Raw genomic sequence first — 22034 nt, 5'->3', positions numbered from 1 at the left:
AATGTGTTGGAAATGCTTATTAAAACGCTTGCATCTAACAACTAAATCAAGCATTCCAAAATATCCCTGATGAAATTGAAATATTGTTTTGAAATGAAATGTCGAATGACAATTTTCTTCTTTTTCCTGCCCTTTGGTACAGTTAATCTACAATAACGAATTCGAATCATGTAGGTCATCTCTTGGCTGGGCATTATGAATGAGAAAAGGGGAGAATCGGGGATATGTTACTTTTCGCTGAAACAGATTTAGCAGTAGGATACAAGGAACGGACAAAAACAGGGGTATATGTAACGATCGAAACAATCGACAGTCGTACGATTACATTAGTCGCGCCAGCAAACGCGGCAGAGGATATTTGTGACGAACTGTTTGCGACAGGATTAGAGCAATTGTTTTCATTCAAGATGAATCCATCGACTTTACCTGTGGCATAAGTGGATAAACATGCGAGAGAGGAGAATCCTCTCTCGCTTTTTTTTGTGATAAAATTATTAGAGATAAAAGGAGGGATGAGATGAAACGTCTCGTTTTCATTCTGCTACTGCTTACTGTTTGTTTAGCAGGTTGCCAAGAAAAGAAACAACAGGCAACAACCACGAACGAACCGATTCAAATCGCAGTCAAAACGACAAAGCAGGACGACATGATGCAATTAGACATTTCTTTAACGAATCCAAATGATCACAGTGTGAACGTGACGTATCCTTCCTCACAACGTTTTCAGGCTCAATTGATTGATGCGAAACAACACGTAACGTATGATTTTGAGAAAGAGCAAGTATTCACGCAAGCGATTGAAAAGGATACGTTCACGAAACGTGAAACGAAACAGTATACGGTTGAATTACCGATCTCCTCTTTAGGTGATAGCACGGAAGTTCGCGTATCGACAATCCGTCAATTCAAGGGAGCAAGTGCAAAACAAACGACGGATCAACAAATGATTGATTCAAAATGACGATCAACACAATGTGAAGGAGTGAAGCGAATCATGCAAAAAGAAATCATCCAAGTAACAGGAGTAAAGCCTGTCATTGACTCAGCACAAGAAGTAAACGAGCGGGTAGCCTTCTTGAAAGCGTATCTCAAGCATACAGGAGCAAAAGGATTCGTATTGGGCATCTCAGGGGGACAAGATTCTTCGCTCGCAGGTCGTCTGTGCCAACTGGCAGTTGAAGAGTTGAGAAAAGAAGAGGGGAAAGATGTCGCATTTTATGCGGTCCGCTTGCCTTACGGGGAACAACAAGATGAAGCAGACGCACAGACAGCCTTGACGTTCATTCAACCGGATCATTCGCTTCGTGTGAACATTAAACCAGCGGTCGAAGCATCGATGCAGGCGTTCAAAGAAGCGACAGGTGCAGAACTTTCCGACTTTAGTAAAGGAAATACGAAAGCGCGAGAGCGAATGAAAAGCCAGTATGATTTAGCCGCTCATTATGGCTGTTTAGTCGTTGGAACGGATCATGCAGCTGAATTCGTGACGGGATTCTACACGAAACATGGTGATGGTGCATGTGATTTGACGCCATTGACAGGACTGAATAAACGGCAAGGGAAACAACTCTTACGTTACTTGAACGCACCAGAAGTCTTGATTGAAAAAGTTCCGACAGCAGATCTTGAAGAAAATCGTCCGGCATTACCAGACGAAGTGGCACTTGGTATGACATATGAAGAAATCGATGACTACTTGGAAGGAAAGACGATTTCAGAAGCAAGTCAAGAAAAGTTAGAGACACAGTATAAACGTGTTGGGCATAAGCATCATATGCCGGTCTCACCACTCGATGAATGGTGGAAAGCCTAATCCAAAATAAGGAGACGTGATTTCAATCGTGAAATCACGTCTTTTTTCATGTTCTTCGATTCTTCTTCAATTGTTATGGGAAAAGAAGAGAAACGATGATTAAGGAGGCGAGAGTATGGCGATTGGGATTATAGGTGGAGGGTTATCCGGCTTGACGGCAGCTGCATTATTCGCAAAACAAGGAACGCCGGTCATGCTTTGGGATGCGGGATTACTTGGAGGACGTGCCACCTCTCAAACCGTAAAAGGATTTACGTTTAATTACGGTGCTCATGCGATTTATGGACGCGATCAATCGATTCTTCGCAAACTAACGAAACAGCTCGGTATCGAAGTGACGTGGCTGGATTTCTCAGCGAGTCGTGCGAAATATGAGTTTTCAGGTCATTTGACGGCAGTTCCTGCGAATGCCTGGGGATTATTGAAAACAGAAGTCATCGAAGGAACGAACAAAGTACGTTTCACATGGGAAATCATTAAAACGATTTTACGAGTCGAACGAGGGGATCCGCAACAATCGATCGGGCAATGGTTAAAAACAGAACGAGTCGATGAACAAGTGGCACAGTTGATGCTTGATTTGGCATCAACGAACTTTTTTACGGCAGAACCCGAAAAAATTCCGTCAGACGTCTATTTCGAGTATTATCAAAAACTTTTTCGGACGCGAAAGCCTGTCTCATACATCGAAGGAGGATGGCAAGGGTTAGTACAGGAGTTGGAACGGATCATTCTAGAGAACCGCGGAGAGATCCTGAAAAAAACAAAAATAACAGCAGTCGAATCGACTACGACAGGATTCTTAGTACGTGATCGAAAGAAACAAGAATGGAACGTCGAACGGATCATCTTTGCTGTACCACCGCGTGAAATCTTAAAAATGGCGACTCCCACTGCCATTCAACGATTTGTTACACCGTATGCAAGTCATGAACCGGTAGAAGTATTCGTGTATGATCTTGGACTTCATCCGTATATCCAAACACCGTATTCATACATCTACGACCGTTCGCATCGAGCGTTCATCACGGATTTATCACATTATGATGTAAGTCTCGCACCGAAGGATGGTCAAGTCCTTCAAGCAATCGCCTACCTTGAACACGATCGACTTGAGGATCCTGATTATATTGAACATGTCCGAACAGGAATTGAACAGATGCTTGACGTTCATTTTGCAGATTGGCGACAACGTATCGTCGCAGAACGAACGATCAAACGAGCAGTCGTACAAGAAATCAAATGGAAAATGGGGCAAACGCCGCTTGCGACTCATATTCCGGATCATGCAGGTGTCGCTTTCGTCGGGGACTGGTGTGAAGGTACGGGACAACTCTCGGAGCTTGCGTTCTCAAGTGCCGTGAGCGTCTTCAATCGCTGGACGTGATGTCAAACGGGGGCTGACTCAAAAAAAGAATGACNNACGCCCTTTCCTCAGGCGAGACACAAGACCCGCTTTCCTGCTTCGTTGAAGCAGGAAAGCGGGTCTTGTTCGTCTCTGACAGCGCATAAATGCGCTTGTTCCTGTAGGAGTGGCGTGTGACGCGTCATTCTTTTTGTTACGAGATAAGGATGGCAGATCATCATTCTGCCACACTTATCTTTGTAGAGACTGACTTTTGAGTCAGCCCCATCTTATGCTTCATTGTTCGAACGTGCTGGATAGAATGCTAGAACCAAGAGTAATGTAAAGGCAATGAGACTCATCATCGGAATCGTCAAGAAACCAAAATAGTTGACCCACTTGATGAGACAGCCGCTTGTACATAACGCTTCGCCATCGGGTAAGCGCTCAAGGATGACGTGGTACAAGGCGACACCAAAGCCGGCAAGCACATACAGGCGGACGAAGAGCGGATCAATCGTTTTCGACCGGAATAGCGAGATGAGCAAATAAAAGGCAGTCGTATACATGAATAGTCGTTGCCACCAACAGAGAGGGCAGGGGATGAATCCGCGAATTTCACTGAAATAGAGACTGCCAAGCGTTGCAATCGTTGAGATGATGAACATAAAATGATAGCGTGTCATATGTATCGTCCTTTCTAACGTGTTAAACTAATGCCATCTTATATCATGAGGAGTCGAATCTCACATTGCAAGTGTCGGAAATGGAAATGTTGATCACCTTATCGGAAGAATTGAATATGAGGCGCGCTGCTGAACGATTATTCGTCTCGCAACCTGCGCTTAGTCAACGTCTCGTTGCGATTGAAAGACGCTGGGGAACAAAATTATTCATTCGTTCATCGCGTGGGTTAAGCATCACACCACAAGGAGAAAAAGTAATCGGTCTCGCAAAAGAGATGAATCGGAAGGAACTTGAGTTAAAAAGTGAATTGACAGCAGAAGAGGGTGCCGTTTATGGAACGCTTCGGATTGCCGTCGCTTCCATCATGGGGCAATATTGGCTCCCGCGTGTCTTAAAACGATTCGTTGAGCGTTATCCGCATGTCCGTGTTCAGCTTGTCACGGGATGGTCCAGTGAGATGATGCGTCATATGTTAGAGGAACATTTTCATATCGGGATCATTCGTGGAAACCCGGACTGGAAAGGTGTCAAAGAACGTCTTTTCTCGGATCCGCTCTATTTAGTCGATAGTGAGTTGACGTCAATCGAACAGTTACGCGTGACGGATCGACCATTCATCCAGTTCAAGAGTGACTCAACGTACTATCAGGAAATTTTAGAATGGTGGCAAGATCGGTTCGCAAGTCCACCATCTCGGACGTTGGTCGTCGATCAAATCGAGACATGTAAGCAGATGGCTCTACATGGAATTGGATTTGCGATTTTACCCGAGTCGACGATTCAGCAATCAAATGAAGTCATGCAGCTTCCTTTAAAAACATCGTCTGGAAAAATATTAAAGCGAGATACATGGATTTTGTCTACGGAATCGATGCTTGAACTAAAACAAGTTCAAGCGTTTTGGGATATCGTAAAAGAAGAAGGAGGAAGTCAGTCAGATGGAATACGCCATTGAAATGCGGCGCGCGCTTCATAAAATACCAGAACCAGGGTTCAAGGAATTTAAGACGCAAGCTTTTATATTGGAACAAATTCGTGCTTATCCACCAGATCGTGTCACGTATGACACGTTTGAAACGGGTGTTTTCGTTCGAGTGAAAGGATTGACTGGAAATCGGACGATTGGATACCGGGCAGACATTGATGGGTTACCAATCGAAGAAGCGACAGGTCTTCCATTTTGTTCGGAACATCCAGGCTTCATGCATGCCTGTGGTCACGATATGCACACGTCGATTGCGTTGGGATTGATGAAACGAATCATTGAATTGCCGGTCATGGATGATGTCGTCTTTTTATTCCAACCAGCGGAAGAAGGTCCGGGCGGGGCAGAACCGATGATTAAAAGTCCGTTGTTTGAAAAATATCGTCCAAGTGAGATGTATGGTCTTCACGTCGCACCGGAATATCCAGTCGGTACGATTGCGAGCCGTCCCGGCGTCTTGTTCGCGAGTGCTCGAGAAGTCCATATCACGATCTATGGTCAAAGTGGTCATGCGGCCTTTCCTCATTTGACGATTGATACGGTCGTTGCGCAAGCAGCCTTAATCATGCAATTGCAAACAATCGTCAGTCGATCCATCAATCCGATGAACTGTAGCGTCATTACGATCGGAAAGGTCGATGCCGGGATTCGGGAAAACGTCATCGCCGGTAGAGCTGTTCTTGACGGTACGATGCGCGCACTCAATGGAGAAGACATGGAAAAACTGGAACGACGCGTTCGTGACATCATTCGAGGAATCGAAGCTTCCTTTGGCGTCAAGATTGATCTACAATTCGGAAATCGTTATTACGAGGTCGTCAATGACCGACACATCGTTGATAAATTTTCATCATTCGTCAAGATGAATGCGAACTACATTGAATGTGATGCAGCAATGACAGGAGAAGACTTCGGATTCATGTTGAAGGAAATTCCAGGGATGATGTTTTGGCTCGGAGTCGACAATCCGACATCTGGACTTCACCAACCAACCTTGAATCCGGATGAATCCGCGATTCCATTTGTGATTGATTTACTCGATCATTATTTCCGAGAATATGTTTAAAAAGTTTTATGAAATAATGAAGGACATTAAGCTTTCCCTTTCGAAATCAAGAATGGGAGAGCTTTTTATATATGTAAGAATAGGAGTTTTCGAACATTTTGTGAAAAAAATCACGTGCACATGTGAACAATTTGTTACATCAAACATTATAAACAGACATAAAGGGTTATGTTCTCTATGATACGGTTATAGACCATATAGAGAAGTATGTTTTAGGAAGAGGGGGCTATATACATGTTCAATGATCCCGTATTGCTCAGTCGATTGTTGACAGGGCTCACATTAGCGTTTCATATTATATTCGCGACGATTGGCGTCGGGGTACCACTCATGGTACTCGCTGCTGAATTCATCGGTCTGAAACGCAAAGATCCGGATTATATTTTATTAGCAAGACGGTGGACGCGTGGATACGTCGTTACCGTCGCAGTCGGTGTCGTGACAGGGACGGCCATCGGATTGCAATTATCACTACTTTGGCCGTCACTCATGCAAGTGGCTGGTCAAACGATCGCATTACCACTGTTCATGGAAACATTCGCATTCTTCTTTGAAGCGATTTTCCTCGGTATTTACCTGTATACATGGGATCGATTCAAAAACCCATGGTTACACTGGTTGATCGGGATTCCAGTCGTCATCGGTGCGACAGCATCAGCATTCTTCATTACGACGGTCAACTCCTTCATGAACTCACCAGAAGGATTTAAGATCGTCAACGGAACGCTAACGCAAATTGAACCATTAAAAGCAATGTTCAATACAGCAACACCTACAAAAGCAACACACGTCATCGTATCGGCTTATTTGACAGTCGCCTTCATCTTGGCGGCAATCGCGGCGTTCCACTTACTCCGCAAAAAAACACTCTCAGCAGCGGAAACAGCGTATCACAAAAAAGCACTTCGCTTAACGGTTATGGCTGGATTGATTTTTGCCTTCTCGACTGCACTTGTCGGGGACTTCTCAGGGAAATACTTGGCGAAATATCAGCCAGAGAAACTCGCGGCTGCTGAATGGCATTTTGAAACGACAAGTGAAGCAGAATTGATTTTTGGTGGGATACTTGATCAGCAAGAAGACGGCAGTTATGAAATCAAGGGAGCCGTCAAAATCCCATATGCACTCTCGATTCTTGCGGGTGGAGCCCCAGATACAGAAGTCATTGGTCTAAATGAGTTCGCAAAAGAAGATCAAGCACCGCTGATCGTTCACTATTTCTTCGATATCATGGTTTCGATTGGTATGTATTTGGCTGCCATCTCTGCCTTGTTCATCTTGGCATTCCGTTTGAAAAAATTAAATCCTTATAACAAATGGATTTTAAGAGGTGTCTTCATCGGTGGACCTCTGGCGATGATTTCCATTGAAGCAGGTTGGATGTATGCTGAAATTGGTCGCCAACCTTGGACACTTTACGGCATCATGCGGACAGCAGATGCGGCGACGACATCAACTGCCGTCGGTCCGATGTTGATTCTATTCAGTGCCTTGTACTTGATGCTCGGTACGATTTGTACAGTCGTATTATTACGGATGTTCAAGAAAAACCCGGTTGGAAAAGAACTTCAAGAACTTGCTGAAAACCACCACGCACGTGGGGAAGCTATGTTCGTGGATGATAACAAGTAAGGAGGGAACGATTTGGACGTTCAAACACTAGGAATTACGGTCCTCTGGACTTTCCTGTACGGATATCTCATCGTTGCCTCAATTGACTTCGGTGCTGGATTTTACGCCTTTTATTCAAAATATACGAAGCGGGATCATTTAACGAATCGATTGATTCTTCGTTATCTCTCACCAGTGTGGGAGGTAACGAATGTCTTCTTCGTATTCTTCTTCGTCGGACTAGTCGGGTTCTTCCCGGATACCGCTTACTATTTCGGTACGGCACTGCTCGTGCCAGCCTCGATCGTTCTCGTATTGATTGCGATTCGTGGTAGCTTCTATGCATTTGCCAATTATGGATCAAACGACAGCATGTTCTATACGTTCTTATATGGAGCAACTGGTCTATTGATTCCGGCGGCGATGTCAACGACATTGACGATCAGTCAAGGTGGTTTCATTCGTAAAACGAATGAAACAGTCGAGTTTTTAGGAACAAAATTATTTACGAACTTTTACTCTTGGTCGGTCGTAGCACTCGCTATCGTATCCGTCCTCTATATCAGTGCGATGTTCCTCTTGTTCTACGCAGATAAAGCGAAGGATGAAGGGGCTACTCCGCTAATTCGTAAATGGGCACTCTTCTGGAGTGGTCCGACGATTATTGTCTGTGCACTCGTCTTCTTTGGATTGAAAAATCAAGCGGCATGGCACTATGAGAACATCTTAAACGGGAACTGGTGGTGGTTCGCTGCTAGTTTCATCTTCTTCCTCGTTGCGGTGACACTCGTCTACATGAAGAAGAATTACGGAATTGCTTTCGTCGCGGTCATGCTACAGTATGGAGTGGCATGGTTTGGTTACGGTTATACGCACTTACCATACATCTTGTATCCATATATCGATATCAACAAAGCGGTCGTTAACGAAACAATGGCTTCCGCACTCGTCGTTGTCTTCATCTTCGGACTCTTACTCTTGATTCCGGCGTTGTACTTGATTTTACGACTCTTCCTGTTCGATAACGATTATGTACGTGGGAAATCCTCAAAATAATGGATGAATAAACGCCTCTGCGAATCGCAGGGGCGTTTATAGTATTTTTAAATTGAATCGGGTACACTACTAAGGAAGAGCGATTGTGAAGGAGAGTTGTGAAAATGAATGGAGAGTTTGCAGTAATTGGACTAGGGCGCTTTGGTGGCTCGATTGTCCGTGAATTATCGAAAAATGGCTATGATGTCTTAGCGATTGACTCCGACGAGGAGCGCGTCAACGAATTCATGGGAATTGCGACGCATTCCGTCATCGCGGACACGACGGATGAGAATGTCTTAAAAAGTCTAGGAATCCGAAACTTCGATCATGTCATCGTTGCCATCGGTGAAAATATTCAAGCATCCATCTTGACGACATTGATCTTAAAAGAGCTTGGGGTACAATCGATCACCGTTAAAGCGACGAACGATTACCACGAAAAGGTATTACGAAAAATCGGAGCAGATTTCATCGTTCACCCCGAACGGGATATGGGAGTCCGGATTGCGAATGGTTTAATGAGTTCCAATATTCTTGACTATCTCGATTTATCTCAAGAATTTTCGATCGTTGAAATTAAAGTCAGTGACCGGATGGCAAAACAAACATTGATTGACCTGGATCTACGGAGCAAATACGGAGCGAACGTCGTCGCCATTAAACGTGGGGAAAACGTTCTGATTTCTTTACAAGCGGATGAAATGATTGAAAAAGGGGACTATCTCGTCGTCATTGGTGAAAATGAGGACCTCGACCGTCTAGAGCGTGCGATTCATAAAGTGAAGAACTAAAAAAAGCTGAGGCGCGCCTCAGCTTTACATTTACTTATACCTAATTAAATGAGTTGGAATTCTTTTAATCCGTGTGCGATACCGTCCTCAAGGATTGGTTTCGTGACATAGTCAGCAGCAGCTTTCGTTTCCGGAAGTCCGTTGCCCATCGCAATACCGGTTCCAACGTAGCGGAGCATCTCTAAATCGTTTAAAGCATCACCGAATGCAAAGGTATCTTCGCGGCGAATATTCGTCAATTTCAGGAATTGTTTGATCCCTTCTGCTTTCGAGGAACCGACATTGATGACATCCATTGCGTGTGGGTGCCAACGAATGAAATCGAAGGCATCATACCGTTTAACATAATCCGCTTCTTCTTCGGCCGTACAGTAGACGAGCGTTTGGAAAACATCATGCAATAAGAACGCTTCTTCATCGTGAATTGGTAGCGGCATGTCGAGATCGCCGAGCGAATCAACGACATGAAAATCATTTGATTTCGTCGTGAAGCCTTTTGTTTCACCGAGATAAACGAGTGTATGTCCGTTTTCTTTTGCTTGTTGCGTCAGGTGTGTCAAATCGGCTTTAGGTTGTGGACGTTTGTAGATGATTTCATTTTGATGAACGACGATTTGCCCGTTATAGCCGATAATCGTATCGATGTTGAGTAGTTCACGGATTCCAGACAACATCGCAGGTCCGCGTCCAGTTGCAAGGGCTACATAGACACCATTTTCTTGAAGCTTACGAATTGCCTGTTTTGTTGATTCCGGAACAAAATGACCATCATGCAATAAGGTTCCGTCGATATCGAAAAAGACGACTTTCTGATTTGCCATGGTTTCACCTTCTCTTTTTAATTGGTCGAAATGACCTGTTCATGTGAAAGTATAGCATAACCAAAAGCGTGTTGCCGGAAGGGAACATGCCGAATAAGGATGAAAAATAGTCCATGTATCGTGTATACTGTACTAAGGACAAAAAACAATGTACTGATAAGGAGTTGCTAGGCATGATTTTTAAAGTATTTTACCAACCGCTTCGTTCGGAAGCACCTGTTCGTGAACGGACAGAAACAATGTATGTAGAAGGGGAAAGCATTCGTGACGTGCGATCAACGATTGACCACCTCAAAGATATCAACATCGAGTTCATCCGCGAAGTCAGCGGAGAATTTTTGACATACGAACAACAACATCCTGATTTCAAGGTTGCGACGTTCGAATGAAGTTCGTCAAAAACCATCAGGCCGCCGTTTTCGCACTCGGTGGACTCGGGGAAATCGGGAAGAACACGTATGTCGTTCAATTCCAAGATGAGATCATCGTCATTGACGCGGGTGTCATGTTCCCAGAAGATGAATTACTTGGAATCGACTATGTCATTCCAGATTACACGTACTTGATCAAGAACAAGGATAAGGTCAAAGGCGTCTTCATCACACACGGTCATGAAGATCACATTGGTGGTCTGCCTTTCTTGCTTAAACAAGTGAACTTACCGATTTACGCTGGGAAGATTGCGATGGGTCTCATCAAGGTGAAGTTAGAAGAGCATGGTTTGCTTCGCAACGCGGAACTGCATGAGATCGATGAAGATTCGGTCATCAAGTTCCGGAAGACAAGCATCTCGTTCTTCCGTACGACACACTCGATTCCGAATTCGTTCGGTGTCGTCGTCAAAACACCACAAGGGAACATCGTGCATACAGGAGACTTCAAGTTCGATTTCACGCCAGTCGGAGAGCCGGCTGATTTAGCGAAAATGGCTGAACTCGGTAAAGAAGGCGTATTGTGTCTTCTATCGGACTCAACGAACGCAGAAGTGGAAGGGTTTACGATGAGTGAACGTGTCGTTGGGGAAACGATCTCAGACATCTTCCGTAAAGCGGAAGGACGGATCATCTTCGCGACGTTTGCGTCGAATATCTATCGTCTGCAACAAGTCGTCAATGCTTCTGTAGAAGCAGGACGGAAAATCGTCGTCTTCGGACGTAGCATGGACAAGGTCATGATGATTGGTCAAGAACTTGATTTCATCAAAGCGCCGAAGGGTACGATCATTGAGCCGAACGAGATGAAACGTTATAAATCAAATGAGTTGACGATCCTTTGTACTGGTTCACAAGGAGAACCGATGGCTGCACTTAGCCGCATCGCAAACGGAACACATCGTCAAATCTCGATCATTCCGGATGATCTCGTCATCTTCTCTTCGTCACCAATCCCAGGAAACGTCGTTTCTGTCGGAAAGACGATCAATCAGCTATATAAAGCTGGTGCAGATGTCATGTACGGTAAACTGAATGATATCCATACATCAGGTCATGGTAGTCAACAAGAGCAGTTGCTCATGTTACGTCTATTGAATCCAAAATACTTCATGCCGATTCACGGGGAATACCGGATGCTGAAGAAGCATATGTCGCTTGCGATGGATGCTGGTGTACCGGAAGAGAACTGTTTCGTCATGGATAACGGTGAAGTACTCGCATTAGATGCGAATGCAGCCGCTATCACTGGGAAGATTCAAGCGAATGCCGTTTATGTCGACGGAAAAGGAATCGGAGACATCGGAAACATCGTTTTACGCGATCGACGTATTCTCTCAGAAGAGGGACTCGTCGTCGTCGTCGTGACGCTTGACTCGAAGACGAATCGTCTCGTCTCTGGACCGGACATCATCTCGCGTGGTTTCGTCTACATGCGTGAGTCGGGTAATTTGATTAAAGATGCTGAACGTCTACTCAAGCGTTCGCTTGATCAATCGCTTGCGAACCGTAATACGAAATGGACGGACATCAAACAAGTCATCAATGATACGCTCACACCGTATTTAACAGAAAAAACACAACGTCATCCAATGGTCATGCCGATCATCATGGAAGTCTGATTCAAAAAAATCCTCGTCTCCGAAACGGAAACGAGGATTTTTGCATTACGTGGCAGGACCGTATTCCTTGAACGGTTCTTTTTTATCAATCCGATCATAGAACATGACACCATCTAGATGATCATATTCATGCTGGCAGACGATTGCTTTCATCCCTTTTAAACGTAATTTTACAGGATTTCCGTTATGATCGATGCCAGTTAGGGTAATACGCATATAGCGCGGTACATGTCCTTCGACTTCACGATCGACGGACAGACATCCTTCGCCGCCTGTTAAATATGTCTGCTCGACGGAATGACTGATGATTTTTGGATTATAGATACCAAATTCCAATAAATCATCACCATCCGGTAAGCGGATCGCGAACATGCGCTTGTTGACACCGATTTGTGGTGCTGCAAGTCCAATGCCGCTTCGTAAATCGTATTTCTTCGCAATTTCATCATCTTGACTGTTGGCGAGGAACTCGCGCATGAGTCGCATCGTTTCCTTATCCTCATCGCTGAGAGGGAAGGTCACTTCTACTGACCGTTCGTGAAGAGCAGGAACGTCTTCGCGTACGATTTCATTCATGGTGATCATGAACAACACTCCTTTCGTCTACAAAAAGTATAGCATAGGAAAGTGGGGAATGATGACAACTAACACAGTAGGAAAATATCGAATGATACAGAAGATGGAATATTCTAGTTTTGTGATTGAATTCACAATGTGAAACGCGAAAAAAATAAAACATTTCCTTTGATTTTAAGGTGTTACAGATTTATACTTGTAACGTAATGAACAAGACACTATAACGTGTCGATTCATGATAATACAGTTTACTCAACTGAATAGGTACACAGACACATGTTCAAAGGATAGTCACACGGGACTTCGTTTTTTGGACACTATTGTCATGTGGGCAAATCAGTCAGAGGAATATTTCGCTGAACGCAGTGAAAGGATGAGGTGAAAAGATGAACGTAAACATGTTTAAAAACGTGGAAGAAAACTTTGAAACGTTCCGCATTCTTGACGAGAAAGGTGAAGTCGTCAATAAAGACGCTATGCCAGACCTCTCGGATGAAGAGCTTACGGAATTAATGCGCCGTCTCGTATACACACGTATCTGGGACCAACGTGCAATCTCACTTAACCGTCAAGGACGTCTTGGTTTCTACGCTCCAGTAGCTGGACAAGAAGCGTCAATGATCGGTACACAATTCGCTTTGGATAAAGATGACTGGATTCTTCCTGGATACCGTGATATTCCACAAATGGTCTTCCATGGCTTCCCACTTTACAAAGCATTCTTGTTCTCACGCGGTCACATCACAGGTGGTAAGATCCCTGAGGGTGTTAACGTCTTAATGCCACAAATCATCATCGGTGCGCAGATCGTTCAAGCGGCTGGTGTTGCTCTCGGTCTTAAGAAAAGCGGTAAAGAACAAGTCGCAATCACTTACACAGGTGATGGTGGTTCTTCACAAGGTGACTTCTATGAAGGTATGAACTTCGCTGGAGCTTTCAAAGCACCTGCAATCTTCGTCGTTCAAAACAACCGTTTCGCAATCTCGACACCTGTTGAAAAACAATCTATGGCGAAAACAATCGCTCAAAAAGCTGTCGCTGCTGGGATCAATGGTATCCAAGTCGACGGTATGGACGTTCTTGCTGTATACGCAGCTACGAAACAAGCGCGTGTTGAAGCACTCAACGGTGTTCCGACATTGATCGAAACATTGACTTACCGTTATGGACCACACACACTCGCTGGTGATGATCCAACACGTTACCGTACAAAAGACATGGATGATGAGTATCAAGCACAAGATCCACTCGTCCGTTTCCGTGCTTTCATGGAAGCAAAAGGTCTTTGGAACGAAGATAAAGAGAATGAAGTCATCGAGCAAGCAAAAGCTGACGTTAAGGAAGCACTTGCACAAGCTGACAAAGAACCAAAACAAAAAGTTACAGATTTCATCAACGTGATGGCTGAAAAGCTTCCACAAAACCTGCAAGAGCAGCTTGATGAGTATACAGCAAAGGAGTCGAAATAACCCATGGCACAAATGACGATGATCCAAGCGATCACTGACGCAATGCGCGTCGAGATGAAACGCGACGAACAAGTTCTCTTGTTCGGTGAAGACGTCGGTAAAAACGGTGGGGTATTCCGTGCGACAGAAGGTCTTCAAGATGAGCTCGGCGAAGACCGCGTCTTCGATACACCACTTGCGGAATCAGGTATTGGTGGTCTTGCTGTCGGATTCAGTCTGACAGGATTCCGTCCAATCATGGAAATCCAATTCTTCGGATTCGTATTCGAAGTATTCGATTCAGTCGCAGCACAACTTGCGCGTCTACGTTACCGTTCAGGCGGCACATACAATGCACCTGTTACAATCCGTTCACCATTCGGTGGCGGTGTTAAAACACCGGAACTTCACGCAGATAACCTCGAAGGACTCATGGCTCAGTCACCAGGACTTAAAGTTGTCATTCCTTCAACACCTTACGATGCAAAAGGTCTTTTGATCGCGTCAATCCGCGACAACGACCCAGTCGTATTCCTCGAGCACATGAAACTCTACCGTTCATTCCGCGGTGAAGTGCCAGAGGGCGATTACACGATCGAACTCGGAAAAGCTGATGTTAAACGTGAAGGTACAGACGTAACAATCGTCACTTACGGTGCGATGGTACACGCTTCACTTAAAGCAGCTGAAGAGCTCGAAAAAGAAAACATCAGCGTCGAAATCATCGACTTGATGACAATCAGCCCAATCGACATCGATACGATTCTTGCTTCTGTCAAGAAAACAAACCGTGTCGTCGTCGTTCAAGAAGCACAAAAACAAGCGGGTATCGCTGCAATGGTTGCAACTGAAATCCAAGAACGTGCAATCCTTGACCTCGAAGCGCCAATTCTTCGTGTTGCTGCTCCAGATACAATCTTCCCATTCGCACAAGGTGAAGACGTCTGGATCCCAGATCACAAAGATATCGTTGAGAAAGTCAAAACTGTCTACAATTTCTAAGAGCATTTCGGAAAATAAGGAGAGGGGTCCATTCTCTCCTTGCTTCCGTTTTTACAGATAACAATCGACTAGAAGAGTGAACTAAAAGGAGGCATATTCAAATGGGTTTATTTGAATTCAAATTGCCGGATATCGGTGAGGGTATTCATGAAGGTGAAATCGTAAAGTGGTTCGTAAAAGCGGGCGACACTGTCAAGGAAGACGACGTTCTTCTTGAAGTACAAAACGATAAAGCAGTCGTTGAAATCCCATCACCAGTTGATGGTACTGTTAAAGAAGTTAAAGTTGACGAAGGTGTCGTAGCTGTTGTTGGCGACGTCCTCATCACTTTCGAAGTCGAAGGCGAAGGTTCTGCTCCTTCTGAAGAAGCAGAGCAACCAAAAGCTGAAGACAACGCGAAAGACGTTCAAGATACGGATCAAAAAGTGGAAGACAAACCAAACGAGGTTCAAATCCATAAATCAGAACGCGTCATCGCGATGCCATCTGTCCGTAAATATGCACGTGAAAAAGGTGTCGACATCCGTGAAGTCCAAGGTTCTGGAGACAACGGTCGTGTCGTCAAAGAAGACATTGATGCATTCGCAAACGGTGGTCAAACTTCTGAAGCACCAGCAACAGAAGAAAAAGCACCAGCTGCAGCTGCTTCTGCACCAAAAACAGAAGTTAAGCCATACGTTGCTGCTCAACCTGAACTTGAAACACGCGAGAAAATCAAAGGAATCCGTAAAGCGATTTCGAAAGCAATGGTTAACTCGAAACATACAGCTCCACACGTAACACTCATGGACGAAGTCGATGTTACGAACCTCGTAGCACTCCGTAAAAACTTCAAAGAAGTTGCGGCTGCTCAAGGTACGAAATTGACTTACCTTCCGTTCGTCGTAAAAGCATTGACTGCTGCTGCTAAAAAATACCCAGCAATCAACGCATCAATCGACGATGTAAACGAAGAAATCGTCTACAAAAACTACTTCAACATCGGTATCGCTGCAGATACAGACAACGGTCTTGTCGTACCAGTCGTTAAAGATGCAGATCGTAAATCGATCTTCTCACTCGCTGACGACATCAACGATCTTGCTGGTAAAGCACGCGAAGGTAAACTTTCTGGCGAAGAGATGAAAGGTGGATCAATCACGATCACTAACATCGGTTCTGCTGGCGGTCAGTGGTTCACACCAGTCATCAACCACCCAGAAGTTGCAATCCTCGGTATCGGCCGTATTGCTGAAAAAGCAGTCGTCAAAAACGGCGAAATCGTTGCTGCACCAGTTCTTGCACTTTCATTCAGCTTCGACCACCGTCTCATCGATGGTGCAACTGCACAAAACGCGCTTAACTTAGTTAAACGCCTATTGAACGACCCACAACTTCTCATCATGGAGGGATAAGCAATGGTAGTAGGTGAATTCGCACAAGAAACAGATTTACTCGTAATCGGGGCTGGCCCTGGTGGTTACGTTGCTGCAATCCGCGGCGCGCAACTCGGTATGAAAGTAACAATCGTTGAACGTGAAAACGTCGGCGGTGTTTGCTTAAACGTTGGATGTATCCCATCAAAAGCCTTGATCACTGCAGGACATAACTTCCAGCATGCTAAAGGTGCAAGCGATATGGGGATCACTTCAGAGAATGCAACTGTCGATTTCTCGAAAGTTCAATCTTGGAAACAATCTGTCGTCAACAAATTGACTGGCGGCGTTAGTGGTCTTCTTAAAGGGAACAAAGTCGAGACTGTCGTTGGGGAAGCTTACTTCCAATCAGAAGATACAGTCCGTATCATCAACGAAGATTCTTCGACTCCTTACAAATTCAAGAAATGTATCATCGCGACAGGTTCGACTCCAATCGAACTTCCAGCTTTCAAATGGTCAAAACGCGTCCTTTCTTCAACAGGCGCATTGAACCTTCCTGAAATCCCGAAAAAACTCATCGTCATCGGTGGCGGATACATCGGGATGGAGCTTGGTACAGCGTATGCGAACTTCGATACAGAAGTCGTCATTCTTGAAGGAACAAAAGACATCCTTTCTGGTTTCGAGCCTGCTATGACGCAAGTCGTTAAGAAAAAGCTCAAACAAAAAGGTAACATCACAATCCACAACGAAGCACTTGCTCAAAGTGTAGAAGAGTCGGAAGATGGCGTTAAAGTAACATTCGAAGTCAACGGTGAAGCACAAACAGTTGAAGCGGACTACGTCCTCGTTACTGTCGGTCGCCGTCCGAACACTGGTGATCTTGGTCTTGAAATGGCAGAAGTCAAAGTCAGCGACCGTGGTCTTGTCGAAATCGACGATCAGTGCCGTACTTCAAACGAAAACATCTACGCAATCGGTGATATCGTTCCAGGACCACCACTTGCACACAAAGCTTCATTCGAAGCTAAAATTGCTGCTGAAGCAGCTGCAGGACACCCTGCATACCTCGACTACAGCGCGATTCCAGCGGTCGTCTTCACAGATCCAGAACTCGCTACAGTCGGTTACACGGAAGCACAAGCGAAAGAAGAAGGGCTCGATTACATCGCGTCTAAATTCCCTTACGCTGCGAATGGTCGTGCACTTGCACTCAACGAGCCAGACGGCTTCTTGAAAATGATCACTCGTAAATCAGATGGTCTCTTGATCGGCGCGCAAATCGCTGGTACAGGCGCATCTGATATGATCGCTGAAATGGGACTCGCAATCGAGTCTGGTATGACAGCTGAAGATATCGCACTCACAATCCATGCACACCCATCACTCGGTGAAATCGCAATGGAAACTGCTGAAGTTGCAATCGGTAGCCCAATCCACATCATTAAATAATATCGAAACACCTCATACACGGGGAGCCGACCGTGTATGAGGTGTTTTTTTGTTTGGTCTTGATACAAAAAAGGAAAAGAAAAAGTAAAAATCGGAGAGGGTGGACGCACATGGAATCCGTGACTACCTTAGAGGAGCTGTATTACGTATCGGAAATGGATAAGGTTCGTTTTGTCGGCTGGACGACTGCACTCGCCCGCTATGATTTTGCTGTCGTCTGTACGGGACAATTCTTCGGGAAAGTACTTGTCGTCAGTTTAACCGGTGGTCAGTCAGCGTTACTCGATCAACAGGATGTGTTGAATGGAGAGGTCTTAATTCGTACATTTGCGATTGAACGAGAGGATGTCGCAGTAATCGGTGAAGCACTTGCAGCATTCATTCCTTGTTCACCAAACGATGAATACGCCGAATGAAAGGTTCAAAAAAGCAGCCATCCTGAGTAATGAGGATGGCTGCTTTTGCATTTTTAACGAATCGCATTCGATTGTTGAATGACTTTGATTGTCTCGAGCGAATGATCCTCGAGACCTTGAACCGGAAGACCGGCTTCGATGTTTTCTTTAATATAGGCAAGGTTGTCTGCCGTGATCATCTCCCCTGGGATGAAGATAGGAATACCAGGTGGATATACCATCATGAATTCAGCTGAAATCCGTCCGACCGCATCGACTAACGGAATTGTCTCTGTTTCTTCATAGAAAGCATCACGTGGGCTGAGAGCGAGCGCTGGAATGTCTGGAAGGACGATTGAGTGATCAGTCGTTTCAGCGCCATTATTCTGATAGCGTGCAACAAGTAAAGACATCGCATGTAGGAATGCATCGATTGTCTCTTCCGAGTCACCAGACGTGATGATGACGAGAATATTATTCAAATCAGAAAGTTCAACTTCGATCCGATGTTCTTCGCGTAAGAACTCTTCGACGAGGTGACCAGAAATACCAAGTCCTTTGACGGAAACAAGCACTTTCGTTGGATCAAAAGCGAACGTAGCACTCGAATGCAGATCAGATTCACCGAAAACGGCGAGATAAGGAAGCTTCGCTAATCCAAAGCGCATCCGTGTCGCAAGTTCAAGGGCCCGACGATTCATCGCTTCACCGTTGATCGCAAGATGACGCCGAGCGCAGTCAAGAGAAGCGAGTAACAGGTAAGATGTTGATGTCGTCGTCAACATCGAGAGCACTGCTTGAACTTTATCTGGAGAGACAAGTCCGCGACGAACGTTCAGGACAGAGCTTCCTGTAAGTGAGCCACCGAGTTTATGCACGCTGGTTGCGGCAAGATCAGCTCCTGCTTGCATCGCTGACAACGGCATATCTTCGTGGAATGCGATATGGACGCCGTGTGCTTCGTCGACGAGTACCGGAATACCTTTACTATGGGAAAGCTTGACGATGCTCTCTAAGTCACCAGCAACGCCGAAATAGGTCGGGTTGATGACGAGAACTGCTTTTGTATCGGGATGAAGTGCAAGGGCACGTTCTACCGCGCTTGGTGTGATACCGTGCGCGATTCCGAATGTCTCATCGAATTCAGGGTGAATGAAAATCGGATGCGCACCAGAAAGAACGATAGCTGACATCACCGATTTATGCACGTTCCGAGGAACGAGAATTTTATCATCAGGTCCGACGACACTCATGATCATCGCCATGATGGCCGTTGAAGTTCCTTGTACGGAAAAAAACGTTTCGTCGGCATGGAAGGCTTGAGCTGCCAATTGATGAGCCTCTTTAATGATTGCCTTTGGATGATGGAGATCATCAAGGGGAGCGATATTGATTAAATCGATATCGAGCGCATTCTGACCGATGAACGATCGAAAGGCTGGATCCATTCCTTGACCATTTTTATGACCGGGAATATGAAATTGAATTGGTTGACGTTTCGCATGCGCAAGTAGCGCATCGAATAAAGGTGTATCGAGCTGTGTTAAGCTTTTTGTTTGCACCAGATTTCCCCCCTTAAAACCGAATAAAAATACAATCAAACAAGCTAACTATAACAAGTTTTCGTACGGTTGCAACTGTTTTATGCTTCTTTTCCGTGTAAAATAGAAAAGTGCAGAAAGGAAGTGGGAATGATGGCATTGAATTATCCGCTCAATTCCGATTGGTCGACTGAAGAAATCGTGAAAGTCATCGACTTCTTTAATTTAGTCGAGCAAGCGTATGAGACAGGTGTTGAACGACAACGGTTGCTCGAAGCGTATCGTGAATTCAAGCAAATCGTCACCTCGAAATCCGAGGAAAAACAGTGGGATCAGTTTTATATGGAAGAGACCGGCTGCTCGAGTTATCGGACGATGCAACAAGCGAAACGTCAGGAAGAACCGATTGTTCGTATGAAGAAATAATTGGATCATGAAGATAAGACTCCTATGCGATCGTATAGGAGTCTTATCTTTTAATCCGACTGGAAATGTGCGGGAAATGATCAACATTTGTTTAAAGTGGAAAGGAAGCGGCTATATACTACATACAAGACGTTGGTCTTACAAATATGTGAAACTGTATTTTTTAAAATTAGATGCTTTACATCTAAGTTGAATCGTACTATTATAGATTCAATCCACTAATAAGTCGCAATTGTCTGACAAATTAAACCTCTGTTTATCCCGCGAAGGAGTGTGGTTACTGTGAAACAAGTGATAGAAGCATACAAGAGAAAAGATGCAGAAAAACGCATTCCTGTATTGCGTCTCGAAATCGATTATGAGCTTGCTACATTACACGATGCGATGGTGGCAAGTGACGCAGAAGCTGTTGGCGCAAGTAAAGAGCGCCTCGAAAAATATCGTCAAGAGATGGTACGTCTTGAAGCTTGATTTCAACGTTCCGATCTCTACCTTATAATAAAATATCAACTCTTCAACCAGCGAACTGTTCGCTGGTTTTCTTTTTTTGTTACTATAGAAGAAGCTGGAAACAACGATGAAGGAGTGAACTTAAATGCAGATTGAGTTGGATGCGATAGATTTGATCAAACGAGCGGGAAAGTACATTCGCGAAAAAATTGATGGTTCGTATCACGTCGAACAAAAAACCGGAAAAAGCGATTTAGTGACAGAGATTGATCAAGCCGTCGAGGATTTATTGATTCAAGGTATTTTAGATCGCTATCCGAATCATCATATTTATGGGGAAGAAGGGCGAATCGCTCGACCCGATACACTCGAAGGCACGATCTGGTTCGTTGATCCGATTGATGGAACGATGAACTTTATCCGTCAAAAACGAATGTTTGCCATCTCGATTGCGATCATGATAGATGGTGAGTTACGTTATGGATTCGTCTACGATGTCATGGCGGACGAGTTGTTCCATGTCATCAAAGGGCATGGTGCTTATCAAAACGGCATACGATTACCACAAATCGAGGAGCGGAGTGTTAAAGAAGCAATCATCTGTATGAACGCGACCTGGGTGACACCAAATCGTCGAATCAATACGGATCGTCTTGCGCCACTCGTACGACACGCAGTAGGTGTACGAGCAATCGGTGCAGCATCACTTGAACTCGCATGGACAGCTGCAGGGCGTGTTGACGGGTATATCACGATGCGTAATATGCCTTGGGATTACGCAGCCGGTCAGTTATTGATTGAAGAGGTCGGTGGGCGTGTCGGAACGATCACAGGTGAATCGATGTCATTTCTCGAACAAACGAGTGTGCTAGCAGGGAGCCGGACGTTCGTTGAAGATGTTTTGACATTCGTACAAACACAAGAGGATTGAAAAAAGGTTTCTTTCGTCTTGAACGAAAGGAACCTTTTTGCTCATGCTTGTTTTCGTAAACGTGCCTTTAAGACGAACCCAGCACCCATCGCAACAATCATCAAGATGACAGAGGCGATCGTCATCGGGACGTTTTGTTCCGCGATGAAGATGCCGATGGCTGCCATGGATCCTACGGCAAGCATGGCGAGTAATAAAAATAGCAGGCGCATGTTCTTTTCCCCCTCTACCCGTGAGTACGTTAA

At 44.9% G+C, this 22034-nt stretch carries 24 protein-coding genes; 19 read left to right on the top strand and 5 right to left on the bottom strand.

What is annotated here, in order from left to right; genetic code table 11:
* Window positions 1–224 precede the first annotated feature (224 nt).
* The 4 genes from B3G15_RS09545 (at window position 225) to B3G15_RS09530 (ending at window position 3200) form a co-directional block, all read left to right on the top strand.
* Window positions 225–437, top strand: coding sequence for a hypothetical protein (locus B3G15_RS09545; RefSeq protein WP_023468866.1), 213 nt, complete (start codon window positions 225–227; stop codon window positions 435–437).
* Window positions 438–517: 80 nt separating this feature from the next.
* Window positions 518–961, top strand: a complete 444-nt coding sequence (locus B3G15_RS09540) for a BsuPI-related putative proteinase inhibitor (RefSeq protein ID WP_050677557.1) — start codon at window positions 518–520, stop codon at window positions 959–961.
* A 33-nt stretch (window positions 962–994) separates the two neighbouring features.
* Window positions 995–1813, top strand: a complete 819-nt coding sequence (nadE, locus tag B3G15_RS09535) for an ammonia-dependent NAD(+) synthetase (RefSeq protein ID WP_290720335.1) — start codon at window positions 995–997, stop codon at window positions 1811–1813.
* Between the two features lie 115 nt (window positions 1814–1928).
* Entirely contained in the window at window positions 1929–3200 is a 1272-nt protein-coding gene (locus B3G15_RS09530) for an FAD-dependent oxidoreductase (protein ID WP_290720331.1), read from the top strand.
* 248 nt (window positions 3201–3448) lie between these two features.
* Here the strand turns inward: B3G15_RS09530 and B3G15_RS09525 are convergent, their stop codons facing one another.
* Entirely contained in the window at window positions 3449–3844 is a 396-nt protein-coding gene (locus B3G15_RS09525; RefSeq protein WP_029342185.1) for a disulfide bond formation protein B, read from the bottom strand.
* 65 nt (window positions 3845–3909) lie between these two features.
* Between B3G15_RS09525 and B3G15_RS09520 the strand changes: the two genes are divergently transcribed.
* The 5 genes from B3G15_RS09520 to B3G15_RS09500 all read left to right on the top strand — a co-directional run bounded on the left by B3G15_RS09520 (window position 3910) and on the right by B3G15_RS09500 (window position 9336).
* Window positions 3910–4800 (top strand): LysR family transcriptional regulator, encoded by an 891-nt coding sequence (locus B3G15_RS09520; protein WP_029342184.1) that lies wholly within the window; start codon window positions 3910–3912, stop codon window positions 4798–4800.
* Window positions 4784–5896, top strand: coding sequence for an N-acetyldiaminopimelate deacetylase (locus tag B3G15_RS09515; protein ID WP_023468860.1), 1113 nt, complete (start codon window positions 4784–4786; stop codon window positions 5894–5896). The genes B3G15_RS09520 and B3G15_RS09515 overlap by 17 nt, the downstream gene beginning before the upstream one ends.
* 234 nt (window positions 5897–6130) lie before the next feature.
* On the top strand, window positions 6131–7528 hold the full coding sequence (locus tag B3G15_RS09510; protein WP_023468859.1) for a cytochrome ubiquinol oxidase subunit I: 1398 nt from the start codon (window positions 6131–6133) through the stop codon (window positions 7526–7528).
* Window positions 7529–7540: 12 nt separating this feature from the next.
* Window positions 7541–8563: a cytochrome d ubiquinol oxidase subunit II gene (locus B3G15_RS09505; protein ID WP_214859687.1), complete on the top strand. Its 1023-nt coding sequence runs from the start codon at window positions 7541–7543 to the stop codon at window positions 8561–8563.
* A 104-nt stretch (window positions 8564–8667) separates the two neighbouring features.
* Window positions 8668–9336, top strand: coding sequence for a potassium channel family protein (locus tag B3G15_RS09500; RefSeq protein WP_023468857.1), 669 nt, complete (start codon window positions 8668–8670; stop codon window positions 9334–9336).
* Between the two features lie 44 nt (window positions 9337–9380).
* Here B3G15_RS09500 and B3G15_RS09495 read toward each other — a convergent pair whose 3' ends face one another.
* A complete protein-coding gene (locus tag B3G15_RS09495; protein WP_290720320.1) occupies window positions 9381–10157 on the bottom strand; it encodes a Cof-type HAD-IIB family hydrolase in 777 nt (258 codons plus the stop codon).
* A 173-nt stretch (window positions 10158–10330) separates the two neighbouring features.
* Between B3G15_RS09495 and B3G15_RS09490 the strand changes: the two genes are divergently transcribed.
* Both B3G15_RS09490 and rnjA read left to right on the top strand, forming a co-directional pair.
* Window positions 10331–10546, top strand: a complete 216-nt coding sequence (locus tag B3G15_RS09490; protein WP_023468855.1) for a DNA-dependent RNA polymerase subunit epsilon — start codon at window positions 10331–10333, stop codon at window positions 10544–10546.
* The gene (gene rnjA / locus B3G15_RS09485; protein ID WP_035396693.1) at window positions 10543–12210 is read left to right on the top strand and encodes a ribonuclease J1; all 1668 of its coding nucleotides are present in this window, start codon (window positions 10543–10545) and stop codon (window positions 12208–12210) included. The genes B3G15_RS09490 and rnjA overlap by 4 nt, the downstream gene beginning before the upstream one ends.
* Window positions 12211–12255: 45 nt before the next feature.
* Here the strand turns inward: rnjA and def are convergent, their stop codons facing one another.
* Window positions 12256–12795 (bottom strand): peptide deformylase, encoded by a 540-nt coding sequence (gene def, locus B3G15_RS09480; protein ID WP_023468853.1) that lies wholly within the window; start codon window positions 12793–12795, stop codon window positions 12256–12258.
* A gap of 377 nt (window positions 12796–13172) precedes the next feature.
* Here def and pdhA point away from each other — a divergent pair, with 377 nt between their 5' ends.
* The 5 genes from pdhA to B3G15_RS09455 all read left to right on the top strand — a co-directional run bounded on the left by pdhA (window position 13173) and on the right by B3G15_RS09455 (window position 18462).
* Window positions 13173–14255: a pyruvate dehydrogenase (acetyl-transferring) E1 component subunit alpha gene (pdhA, locus tag B3G15_RS09475; RefSeq protein ID WP_023468852.1), complete on the top strand. Its 1083-nt coding sequence runs from the start codon at window positions 13173–13175 to the stop codon at window positions 14253–14255.
* Window positions 14256–14258: 3 nt separating this feature from the next.
* Window positions 14259–15236 carry an alpha-ketoacid dehydrogenase subunit beta gene (locus B3G15_RS09470; RefSeq protein ID WP_035406692.1) on the top strand — a complete coding sequence of 326 codons (978 nt, stop codon included), beginning with the start codon at window positions 14259–14261 and terminating at the stop codon, window positions 15234–15236.
* Between the two features lie 101 nt (window positions 15237–15337).
* Window positions 15338–16630: a dihydrolipoamide acetyltransferase family protein gene (locus tag B3G15_RS09465; RefSeq protein ID WP_023468850.1), complete on the top strand. Its 1293-nt coding sequence runs from the start codon at window positions 15338–15340 to the stop codon at window positions 16628–16630.
* Between the two features lie 3 nt (window positions 16631–16633).
* Entirely contained in the window at window positions 16634–18046 is a 1413-nt protein-coding gene (gene lpdA, locus B3G15_RS09460; RefSeq protein WP_064299598.1) for a dihydrolipoyl dehydrogenase, read from the top strand.
* Window positions 18047–18156: 110 nt separating this feature from the next.
* Window positions 18157–18462, top strand: coding sequence for an SAV0927 family protein (locus tag B3G15_RS09455; RefSeq protein WP_195864715.1), 306 nt, complete (start codon window positions 18157–18159; stop codon window positions 18460–18462).
* Window positions 18463–18515: 53 nt separating this feature from the next.
* On the opposite strand, the gene B3G15_RS09450 is transcribed toward B3G15_RS09455, so the two are convergent.
* The gene (locus B3G15_RS09450) at window positions 18516–20003 is read right to left on the bottom strand and encodes an aminotransferase class I/II-fold pyridoxal phosphate-dependent enzyme (protein WP_035406702.1); all 1488 of its coding nucleotides are present in this window, start codon (window positions 20001–20003) and stop codon (window positions 18516–18518) included.
* A 132-nt stretch (window positions 20004–20135) separates the two neighbouring features.
* On the opposite strand from B3G15_RS09450, the gene B3G15_RS09445 reads away from it, so the two are divergent.
* The 3 genes from B3G15_RS09445 (at window position 20136) to B3G15_RS09435 (ending at window position 21789) form a co-directional block, all read left to right on the top strand.
* Window positions 20136–20408, top strand: a complete 273-nt coding sequence (locus B3G15_RS09445; RefSeq protein WP_023468846.1) for a UPF0223 family protein — start codon at window positions 20136–20138, stop codon at window positions 20406–20408.
* A 282-nt stretch (window positions 20409–20690) separates the two neighbouring features.
* Window positions 20691–20879 carry a hypothetical protein gene (locus B3G15_RS09440; RefSeq protein WP_023468845.1) on the top strand — a complete coding sequence of 63 codons (189 nt, stop codon included), beginning with the start codon at window positions 20691–20693 and terminating at the stop codon, window positions 20877–20879.
* A gap of 124 nt (window positions 20880–21003) precedes the next feature.
* Window positions 21004–21789, top strand: coding sequence for an inositol monophosphatase family protein (locus B3G15_RS09435; RefSeq protein ID WP_214859701.1), 786 nt, complete (start codon window positions 21004–21006; stop codon window positions 21787–21789).
* Between the two features lie 41 nt (window positions 21790–21830).
* Here the strand turns inward: B3G15_RS09435 and B3G15_RS09430 are convergent, their stop codons facing one another.
* Window positions 21831–22001: a DUF5325 family protein gene (locus B3G15_RS09430; protein WP_023468843.1), complete on the bottom strand. Its 171-nt coding sequence runs from the start codon at window positions 21999–22001 to the stop codon at window positions 21831–21833.
* Window positions 22002–22034: the final 33 nt, after the last annotated feature.

The organism is Exiguobacterium sp. UBA1053, assembly GCF_002316465.1.
GTDB classification, from domain to species: Bacteria; Bacillota; Bacilli; order Exiguobacteriales; family Exiguobacteriaceae; genus Exiguobacterium_A; species Exiguobacterium_A abrahamii.
Note: the sequence above shows the minus strand (reverse complement) of the source record. Positions and strands in the feature narration are given on the sequence as shown.

Excerpts from the sequence above, each read along its gene's own strand:
- B3G15_RS09545 (WP_023468866.1), top strand. The coding sequence starts at position 225 with ATGTTACTTTTCGCTGAAACAGATTTAGCAGTAGGATACAAGGAACGG.
- B3G15_RS09540 (WP_050677557.1), top strand. The coding sequence starts at position 518 with ATGAAACGTCTCGTTTTCATTCTGCTACTGCTTACTGTTTGTTTAGCA.
- nadE (WP_290720335.1), top strand. The coding sequence starts at position 995 with ATGCAAAAAGAAATCATCCAAGTAACAGGAGTAAAGCCTGTCATTGAC.
- B3G15_RS09530 (WP_290720331.1), top strand. The coding sequence starts at position 1,929 with ATGGCGATTGGGATTATAGGTGGAGGGTTATCCGGCTTGACGGCAGCT.
- B3G15_RS09525 (WP_029342185.1), bottom strand. The coding sequence starts at position 3,844 with ATGACACGCTATCATTTTATGTTCATCATCTCAACGATTGCAACGCTT.
- B3G15_RS09515 (WP_023468860.1), top strand. The coding sequence starts at position 4,784 with ATGGAATACGCCATTGAAATGCGGCGCGCGCTTCATAAAATACCAGAA.
- B3G15_RS09510 (WP_023468859.1), top strand. The coding sequence starts at position 6,131 with ATGTTCAATGATCCCGTATTGCTCAGTCGATTGTTGACAGGGCTCACA.
- B3G15_RS09500 (WP_023468857.1), top strand. The coding sequence starts at position 8,668 with ATGAATGGAGAGTTTGCAGTAATTGGACTAGGGCGCTTTGGTGGCTCG.
- B3G15_RS09495 (WP_290720320.1), bottom strand. The coding sequence starts at position 10,157 with ATGGCAAATCAGAAAGTCGTCTTTTTCGATATCGACGGAACCTTATTG.
- B3G15_RS09490 (WP_023468855.1), top strand. The coding sequence starts at position 10,331 with ATGATTTTTAAAGTATTTTACCAACCGCTTCGTTCGGAAGCACCTGTT.
- rnjA (WP_035396693.1), top strand. The coding sequence starts at position 10,543 with ATGAAGTTCGTCAAAAACCATCAGGCCGCCGTTTTCGCACTCGGTGGA.
- def (WP_023468853.1), bottom strand. The coding sequence starts at position 12,795 with ATGATCACCATGAATGAAATCGTACGCGAAGACGTTCCTGCTCTTCAC.
- pdhA (WP_023468852.1), top strand. The coding sequence starts at position 13,173 with ATGAACGTAAACATGTTTAAAAACGTGGAAGAAAACTTTGAAACGTTC.
- B3G15_RS09470 (WP_035406692.1), top strand. The coding sequence starts at position 14,259 with ATGGCACAAATGACGATGATCCAAGCGATCACTGACGCAATGCGCGTC.
- B3G15_RS09465 (WP_023468850.1), top strand. The coding sequence starts at position 15,338 with ATGGGTTTATTTGAATTCAAATTGCCGGATATCGGTGAGGGTATTCAT.
- lpdA (WP_064299598.1), top strand. The coding sequence starts at position 16,634 with ATGGTAGTAGGTGAATTCGCACAAGAAACAGATTTACTCGTAATCGGG.
- B3G15_RS09455 (WP_195864715.1), top strand. The coding sequence starts at position 18,157 with ATGGAATCCGTGACTACCTTAGAGGAGCTGTATTACGTATCGGAAATG.
- B3G15_RS09445 (WP_023468846.1), top strand. The coding sequence starts at position 20,136 with ATGGCATTGAATTATCCGCTCAATTCCGATTGGTCGACTGAAGAAATC.
- B3G15_RS09435 (WP_214859701.1), top strand. The coding sequence starts at position 21,004 with ATGCAGATTGAGTTGGATGCGATAGATTTGATCAAACGAGCGGGAAAG.
- B3G15_RS09430 (WP_023468843.1), bottom strand. The coding sequence starts at position 22,001 with ATGCGCCTGCTATTTTTATTACTCGCCATGCTTGCCGTAGGATCCATG.